The organism is Armatimonas sp., assembly GCF_031410135.1.
GTDB lineage: Bacteria > Armatimonadota > Armatimonadia > Armatimonadales > Armatimonadaceae > Armatimonas.
The window spans coordinates 1-7,831 of the sequence record NZ_JANNYP010000365.1; the positions used below are offsets into that span (position 1 = coordinate 1).

The window sequence follows — 7,831 nt, forward strand, 5'->3', positions numbered from 1 at the left end:
CACCTGCCGTTTGTCCAAGCCCTAATGTGCGGCGAGTCAGACCACGTCACGGGCGAAGAGGGGCTGAAAGTGACGCGCCTCCTAGAGACAGTGTTGCGGAACAAAATCTAATAGGATATTGTCTGAGATCGCGGATGTTAACCATCTCTTTACAATTAGGGTAGTAGCCGGGTAGACTCTAGCAACTCTCTTCGTGAAATTTAATAAGGATTTTTTTCTGTACAATGAAACGTGCATTTACGCTCATAGAGCTTCTCGTCGTCATCGCGATCATCGCGATTCTTGCCGCCATTCTCTTTCCCGTCTTCGCCCAAGCCCGCGAGAAAGCTCGCTCGATCTCCTGCCTCTCGAACCAAAAGCAGATCGGCCTGGCCGTCATGCAGTACGTACAGGACTACGACGAGACTTTCCCACAGGCAGCCTACATGGGGCCACGTCCTCTGGCAACAATCGTTCCGGTGGCGCTTCCCGCAGGAGCGCCTTCGGTGATTACCGTCTATGATCTGCTACAGCCGTACATGAAGAATGTGGATATCTTTAACTGCCCCAGCTACAAACCAGGCCTCGACTGGTACAGCCGTCTTGGACCGCTCTGGTCGGGCGGCTTCCGCTATGTGGGCATCGTCCCGAACTTCGGGCTCTTTGGAGAGAACCTCTGTGGCGGTGGCGGAATGCCCCCTCTCAAGGGAGCCTTCACTCCCGTGAACTCGATGGCGGCGACGAGCTTGCCTGCTGAGACGATCATGTTCTTCGATGGGACGCATCGCAACGAAAACGCCGCTCCAACGGTAAAACTGGGCTCACAGAACTTTCTGGCAGATGGTCGCCACAACGACGGCAGCAATATCTGTTTCTCCGATGGACACGCCAAGTGGTTCCGTTTCGGCGCAAACCCAGCCCCCAACCAGTTTACGACAGCTGCGATCAATGGCCGTCCTGCTGGCACCCCGGTCTACAGCTGGCGTGCGGGAATTACCGTTCCGGTGAGGGGAACGGCTCTGGAGAACCCCACCGCCACCGTCAGCACTCTGACAAATCCCTACAACGACTACCACGGCATCCCCGGCGGCCCCATCTTCGACTCCGAGGACACCACGGCCTGCCCGTAGTTCGGCGAGATTTCCCCGAAGCCCTGCCAAAATCGGCAGGGCTTTTTTAATGGAAACCTAACGGAAACATAAAAAAGGGTAGAATTCTCTCCAGTATGGCAAAAGCAAAACTCGAATATATCTGGCTCGACGGCTACCAGCCGATGCAGAGCCTTCGTAGCAAGACCAAGATCGAAACTGACTTCAGCGGCAAGCTCGAAGACTGCGAGATGTGGTCTTTTGATGGCTCCTCCACGGAGCAGGCTCCGGGCGGCTCATCGGACTGCCAGCTTAAGCCGGTCTTTATCTGCCCCGACCCGGAGCGTTCGCTACGAGGCACCCCCGCCTATCTGGTGATGTGTGAGGTCTTAGACGCCTACGGGATGCCCCACCGCTCCAACGGTCGCGCCACGATTGATGACGACGATAACGACTTCTGGTTTGGTTTTGAGCAGGAGTACTTCCTCTACGATGGCGCGACGAACAAGCCCCTCGGCTTCCCAGATCGCGGCTATCCCGCTCCTCAAGGCCCCTACTACTGCTCCGTCGGTGCACGCAACGCCTTTGGCCGCGAGATTATCGAGGAACACCTGGAGCAGTGTCTTCAGGCGGGCCTGAATGTCGAAGGAATCAACGCGGAGGTCGCCACCGGCCAGTGGGAGTTTCAGATCTTCTCCAAGGGCGCTAAAGAGGCCGGGGATCAAATCTGGATCGCACGCTACCTGCTGGAGCGCGTCAGTGAGGCGCACGATGTCTGGATCAACTGGCACTGTAAACCGCTAGGCGACACGGACTGGAACGGCTCCGGCATGCACGCGAACTTCTCCAACACGGCTCTGCGCACCTCGGGCAGCAAAGAGGTCTACGACAAGATCTGCCAGGCGTTTGCTCCTGAGGAGATTATCCAGGCCCATATTGATGTCTATGGTCCGGACAACCACCTGCGCCTGACCGGCAAGCACGAGACCGCTCCGTGGAACAAGTTCTCCTACGGTATCTCGGATCGTGGTGCCTCTATCCGCATCCCGATTGGCGCTGTGCAGCGTGGCTGGAAGGGCTGGCTGGAAGACCGCCGTCCCAACTCCGCCGCCGACCCGTACAAAGTGGCCGCACGGATCATCAAGACCGTCAAGTCTGCCGAGCTCTAAGTACCCAACAAAAAAGCCCACGCTCATGAGCGTGGGCTTTTTTGTTGGGTACAATCTCCTCATGCGAACCAGCGCTGTCGCGATCTCTCGCAGGGAAGCGGGAGTGTGTACCAACCAAACGGACTTTCTTGCCGTCGAGGAGCCCCTCACCATTCGTGTCAATGGCGAGGTTCTCTCCATAACCATGCGTACCCCCGGTGAAGACGAGGAGCTCGCTCTTGGCTTTCTCTATGGCGAGGGAGTGATTCAGCGCCTCACAGACACTCTCCAGCAACAGGGGGGCGACATCAAGCTTATCCCCGGAATCGCGCTTCCCCCAACTCTGCGCCGCTTTCCTACCCATGCTGCCTGCGGAGTCTGTGGGCGAAGCATACTCCCCCAAGCCGACGAGCCCCCTGCGCACAAAGGAAGCCCTCTCTTCTCCCAGGCACTCCTCCTCTCCCTCAATGCCCTCGTCCGTGCCCAGCAAGAGACGTTCGAGACCACGGGAGGCCTCCATGCAGCCGCGCTCTTTGATACCAAGGGCACTCTGCTCTGCCTGCGCGAGGATATCGGGCGGCACAACGCGGTGGATAAAGTGATCGGCTGGGCACTTCAGAAGGGTCTACTCCCTCTCAGCGAGCAGCTGCTCTTTCTGAGTGGCCGGGTTAGCTACGAGCTCGTGCAGAAAGCAGCGCGAGCCGGGATTCCCGCGCTGGTTGCTGTAGGCGCACCGTCGTCGCTGGCCGTGGCGATGTGTCAGGAAGCCGACATCACGCTCGTGGGTTTTCTGCGCGGCGATCGCTTCAATCTCTACGCAGGAGAGTGGCGCCTTGTCTGAAGAAAAGAAACGGGAGAAAGCCGCGGCGCAGCCGCCTATTGAGACAGACGTCACCCTCGGGGAGCGCAAGCGCTTTGCAGGAGGAAAAAACGCTGTGCTTAAGTCTGCAGAGGCGATGGCGCGTGAGCAGGGCTGGGTACGTGGTGTCAAGACCTGGCTCGCCGTTAACCAGAAAACGGGCTTCGACTGCCCCTCGTGTGCCTGGCCCGACCCCACCGACCACCGGAGCCGCTTTGAGTTCTGTGAGAACGGGGCAAAAGCGATCGCGAGTGAGGCCACGAGTAAACGAATCGGGCGGGCGTTCTTCGCCGAGCACTCCGTGCAGAGCCTCGCGCAAAACTCCGACCTCTGGCTTGATCGTCAGGGCCGCCTCATCGAGCCTCTCGTGCTCCGCCTAGGGAGCGATCACTACGAGCCCATTGCCTGGGAGGCAGCCTTTGCCCTGATCGGAGAGCACCTCAAGGCGCTCGCGTCCCCAGACGAGGCGATCTTCTACACATCGGGGCGGGCCAGCAACGAGGCGGCGTTCCTCTACCAGCTCTTTGTGCGCCGCTTTGGCACCAACAACCTGCCGGACTGCTCCAACATGTGCCATGAGTCGTCGGGGGTGGGCCTGGGGGAGAGCCTTGGCTTTGGCAAGTCCACGGTCACGCTGGAGGAGCTGGAAAACGCCGATGTGATCTTTGTCTTTGGGCAAAACCCAGGCACGAACCACCCGCGCATGCTCACCAGCCTACAAAAAGCCGTGCGGCGTGGCGCGAAGCTGGTCTCGGTCAATCCCCTCCCCGAGGCGGGCTTGACGGCATTTGCCCACCCACAGGAGCCGCTGGGAATGCTCGATCAGGCGACACCACTGGCCTGCCAGCACCTACCCGTTCGGATCAACGGCGATGTGGCCCTGCTCAAGGGACTCTGCAAGGCCGTGCTCGAAGCGGGGGCGCAGGACGATGCCTTTATCACGGCGCACACAGCAGGCTACGAGGTGTTTCGTGCCGATCTGGAGGCGACAAACTGGCAAGAAATCACGGATGCTTGCGGCGTGAGTGAGGCGGAGCTTCGCCGTGCAGGGGAGCTTGCGAGCCGTGCAAAACGTCTGGTGCTCTGCTGGGCAATGGGACTGACGCAGCATAAAAATGGGGTCGCCAATGTACAGTACCTGGTGAATCTTATCTTGCTCCGAGGGATGCTGGGTAAGGATGGCGGTGGGCTGATGTGTGTGCGCGGCCATAGCAATGTCCAAGGCGACCGCACGATGGGGATCTACGAGAAGATGCCCGACGCCTGGCTGGATCGCTTAGGAGCTGTCTTTGGCTTCGAGCCTCCTCGCAAGCACGGCTTCGACACCGTGGAGGCGATCCAGGCGATGCTTGCGGGTAAGGCGCGTGTCTTCTTTGCGCTGGGGGGTAACTTCCTCTCCGCCACACCCGACACGGAGCTGACGGCGGAGGCGCTACGCCAGTGTGCGCTCACAGTGCAGGTCTCGACCAAGCTCAACCGGAGCCATCTTGTGACAGGCGAGACGGCGCTGATCCTGCCCTGCCTGGGCCGCACCGAGCGCGACCTGCAGAGCGGTGGTGAACAGTTCGTGACGGTGGAGGACTCGGTCTGCAATGTCCATGCGTCGCGCGGGAGCCTGGAGCCTGCCTCGCCCTACCTCAAGAGTGAGCCCGCAATCGTGGTGGGCGTGGCGCAAGTCGTGCTTGGGGAGGACTGGTCGGGTTTTACCAGTGACTACGACCGGATTCGGGATAAGATCGCCGCCGTCGTGCCGGGCTTTGAGGACGTCAATGCCCGGGTGCGTGTCCCCGGTGGTTTTGTCCTACCCAACCCGCCCCGTGAACGGGTGTTTCCCACCCCCGACGGCAAGGCGCACTTTACCGTCCATCCCCTGCCCCGCTGGCACCTTGCCGATGGCGAGTGGCTGATGATGACCATTCGTACCCACGACCAGTTCAACACAACGATTTATGGCAACGACGACCGCTACCGGGGCATCTACGGAGGCCGGCGGGTCGTGCTCCTCCATGAGGCGGACATGGCCGAGGCAGGGCTCACCCAAGGCCAGCTTGTGGATATCGTCAGTGTCTTTGAGGGTGAGGAGCGCCTTGCCGAGAAGTTCGTCGCCGTCCCCTATTCCCTTCCTCGTCGCTGCTGCGCCACCTACTTCCCCGAGGCCAATGTCCTAATCCCTCTCCGCAGCTACGCCGACAAGTCCAAGACCCCGACCAGTAAGTCCGTCATTGTCCGCCTCGAACCCGCTCCCACAGCCGCTTGAGCAGATACCGCGCTGCCTCTTCTGGGATTTGGGTATCGCAGTCACGCAACAATCGCCGGTTCCAGGTCTCTAGCCCGTAGCGCTCTCGCAGCTCGTTCTGAAGCAGAATGGCTTGCGGCGACCACTTCGGCGGCGTCTTTTCTTCCCGTAGCCATGCTCTTGCCTCGGGTGACAGCCGGTGCGTTAGAAAATCCTCGACCACTGCCTCCACGGTTCGAGGAAGCTGACATCCCCAAGTACGAAAAGGTGTGCCCCAGTGCCGCCAAAGCGCAATACAAATGCGACAAGTAAGCCAGATACCGAAGCAAACGAGACCTAGTAAGACAGCAAAGAGGCTCGTGCCACAGCGGGGGGCTTCGTGTTCCATAGTGCTATTTTACCGCCTTATGCCCAGACGTTGAGGCAGGATGATCGCGGCGTACTCGCCTAGCTCCACGCGCCACTGGTGCCGTGAGCGCTTCTCCCACTGCTGCATCGCCGCTTTGTGGTGTGCATCAAAGGCGGCTTTATCGCAGCCGTTGACTTTCATAAAGTGCGCAATGAGCTTTCGGTAGTCGAGCTTTCCTTCGGAGGCGAGAATCCCCGCGTAGCCCAGGTGCTTGATGTGATGGCACCACGGACAGAGCGCCACAAAGCCCTCCAGTGTCTGAGTATGGGCAGCATCGTCGTAGAGCCAGACCTCGTGGCAGTGGAGCGAGCCGCCGACGCCGCAGATCGCGCAGCGGCTCTCGTAGTAGGCATAGACCTCGCCACGAATCCAGTCCCAGTCCTCGCGAGCAATCACATTGCGCAGGTTGTTGTACCAGGACGTAGACGGCACCAGCTCCGCCGTGAGGATCAGCTCAGGCAACCTATCCCGTGCCCTCGGTCTTGAGGCGGCGCTGAGCGGAGCGGCGGATGGGCTGGAAGTCTATCTTTGCCAGCTCCGAGGTGGCGTCGCGCTCGTCGCTGGCGGCGCAGTAGGAGAAGCGTACCCGATCCAGTGCATGCTCCAGCTCCTGAAGGGCTTTGTTGCGCAAGACGGTCGCACCACGCCGCCCTCCCACCGAGGCCATGAGGGAATTGGCATCGTAGCGAGCCAGCTCGGTGGCGATATGCTGGCGTAGGGCTTGCGGGTACTGCGCCTCAGTGGGTGTGACGCTCGGGGTAGCGGCGGCCACTTGCCTGGCCAGAGAGAGCACGCGCTCGGGGCGAGCCAGGCTCCCCAGCATGCCGCCCTCCCAGCCGTAGTCCTCAAACGCGGCGCGGCGCTGCTCAGACATGATCTGGAAGCCGGGCACGGCCTTGATATGGTTGTAGCCGTCTTTGAGCCGCTCGCGTAGGGCCTTGAGCGCCTCGGTAACCGCTCCCTTGCTGCCCACTCGGTCACTCTCGCTCGCATTCACGGCTCGCTCCGCGGTGCGTAGCGCCTCTAAACGGCTGGAGAGAAGAGCTTGTAGTTTCTCGCTCAGCTTAAAGTCGTCACTCGCGCCACGCGCCTCATCTACCTGAAGAACCTTCGCTGCTTGTGCATCCGCAGCCTGTGCATCACGTCTTGCCATCTTAGAACCTCCATGCTAATAGACGTTAAGAAGATCGAGAAAGTTACGGCACTCCTTCTCAAAGACTTTCGGAATATACCAAAGTGACTCAGCGGCTCTGTCAGATACTTTCGGAATATACTGAAAGCGCTCGTCAAGAGTCACCATGACTTTCTGGATATAAAAACTCTAACCGTCAAGATTCACAAGCACTTTCGGAATATCCCGAAAGTGCCTATCAGTATTCACACACAGCGTCTGCATACTCCCAACATCTTGATCAACACTGACGAGCCGTTTCTCTTCACTCTAACGCTTCCTACGATCCATAAATTTGGGATTGTCTGGTTAGCGTGGACGGTAAACGTTAGCGTGGACGGTAAACGTCCCGCTATGGGGCGCATTCGCGCCGCCTCCTCGTACCTCGTCGGTAGAAATCCGCCGAAGGCGCGGCGGAGGCACGATGCCCCACAGCCCGGACGTTTACCGTCCAGGGCTTATCACAGGTCAGCTCACATCGGGCGTAGAACTCGTATAGCCAAGAAGACCAAGCTCAGCACAAATACTATAGCTCCTAATGTCTTTCCCAAACCGGAGTAGGGCTCAAGACGCTCGGTATTTCCCCAGAAGAAGTGGGCATGAAGGAGAAATGCCAGGCAAAATACGGGGATGGCGTAGGCAACGACATCTGTACCCCGCAGAGCAATCTCCCGGTGACGCCCCAGATACGCCTCCCCGCGCACGAGTGTGATCAGCGCGTAGACGACACAGGCAAGGGGCGCGACGAGGCCACCACCCCACTTAGGAAGCGGCCCCTGCGGCGGATCGCCTCCTAGATCTATCATGCGATCAGCTCTTTAATCACCTTGGCAGGCTCTACTCCGGTGAGCTTCTGATCCAGGCCCTGGTATTTATAGGTGAAGCGCTCGTGATCTACACCAAGCAGCCTGAGCACCGTGGCGTGGAAGTCGTGGACATCG

9 protein-coding genes are annotated in these 7,831 nt (G+C 59.6%); 4 read left to right on the forward strand and 5 right to left on the reverse strand.

Annotated features, from left to right (window positions below):
• The first annotated feature begins 224 nt into the window (after positions 1–224).
• From RMO15_RS13350 to RMO15_RS13365, 4 genes are all read left to right on the forward strand, one after another.
• Entirely contained in the window at positions 225–1,109 is an 885-nt protein-coding gene (locus tag RMO15_RS13350) for a DUF1559 domain-containing protein (protein ID WP_309713357.1), read from the forward strand.
• Positions 1,110–1,204: 95 nt separating this feature from the next.
• Entirely contained in the window at positions 1,205–2,236 is a 1,032-nt protein-coding gene (locus RMO15_RS13355) for a glutamine synthetase beta-grasp domain-containing protein (protein ID WP_309713359.1), read from the forward strand.
• Positions 2,237–2,297: 61 nt separating this feature from the next.
• Positions 2,298–3,056, forward strand: coding sequence for a formate dehydrogenase accessory sulfurtransferase FdhD (gene fdhD / locus RMO15_RS13360; protein WP_309713362.1), 759 nt, complete (start codon positions 2,298–2,300; stop codon positions 3,054–3,056).
• A complete protein-coding gene (locus RMO15_RS13365; RefSeq protein ID WP_309713364.1) occupies positions 3,049–5,331 on the forward strand; it encodes an FdhF/YdeP family oxidoreductase in 2,283 nt (760 codons plus the stop codon). Before fdhD ends, RMO15_RS13365 begins: the two co-directional genes overlap by 8 nt.
• Here RMO15_RS13365 and RMO15_RS13370 read toward each other — a convergent pair.
• The 5 genes from RMO15_RS13370 to RMO15_RS33265 all read right to left on the reverse strand — a co-directional run.
• A complete protein-coding gene (locus tag RMO15_RS13370; RefSeq protein WP_309713366.1) occupies positions 5,294–5,698 on the reverse strand; it encodes a hypothetical protein in 405 nt (134 codons plus the stop codon). The two genes, RMO15_RS13365 and RMO15_RS13370, sit on opposite strands and share 38 nt — an antisense overlap.
• Before the next feature lie 9 nt (positions 5,699–5,707).
• A complete protein-coding gene (locus RMO15_RS13375; protein ID WP_309713371.1) occupies positions 5,708–6,181 on the reverse strand; it encodes an HNH endonuclease in 474 nt (157 codons plus the stop codon).
• A gap of 1 nt (position 6,182) precedes the next feature.
• Positions 6,183–6,872 (reverse strand): hypothetical protein, encoded by a 690-nt coding sequence (locus RMO15_RS13380; RefSeq protein WP_309713373.1) that lies wholly within the window; start codon positions 6,870–6,872, stop codon positions 6,183–6,185.
• A gap of 491 nt (positions 6,873–7,363) precedes the next feature.
• Positions 7,364–7,696: a hypothetical protein gene (locus RMO15_RS13385; RefSeq protein WP_309713375.1), complete on the reverse strand. Its 333-nt coding sequence runs from the start codon at positions 7,694–7,696 to the stop codon at positions 7,364–7,366.
• A partial coding sequence (locus RMO15_RS33265) for a DUF1501 domain-containing protein (RefSeq protein ID WP_369016110.1) occupies positions 7,693–7,831 on the reverse strand: 139 nt, incomplete at its 5' end. The genes RMO15_RS33265 and RMO15_RS13385, both read right to left, overlap by 4 nt.

Bases quoted from the DNA above. Each gene is read 5' to 3' on its own strand.
- RMO15_RS13350 (WP_309713357.1), top strand. From the start codon at position 225: ATGAAACGTGCATTTACGCTCATAGAGCTTCTCGTCGTCATCGCGATC.
- RMO15_RS13355 (WP_309713359.1), top strand. From the start codon at position 1,205: ATGGCAAAAGCAAAACTCGAATATATCTGGCTCGACGGCTACCAGCCG.
- fdhD (WP_309713362.1), top strand. From the start codon at position 2,298: ATGCGAACCAGCGCTGTCGCGATCTCTCGCAGGGAAGCGGGAGTGTGT.
- RMO15_RS13370 (WP_309713366.1), bottom strand. From the start codon at position 5,698: ATGGAACACGAAGCCCCCCGCTGTGGCACGAGCCTCTTTGCTGTCTTA.
- RMO15_RS13380 (WP_309713373.1), bottom strand. From the start codon at position 6,872: ATGGCAAGACGTGATGCACAGGCTGCGGATGCACAAGCAGCGAAGGTT.
- RMO15_RS13385 (WP_309713375.1), bottom strand. From the start codon at position 7,696: ATGATAGATCTAGGAGGCGATCCGCCGCAGGGGCCGCTTCCTAAGTGG.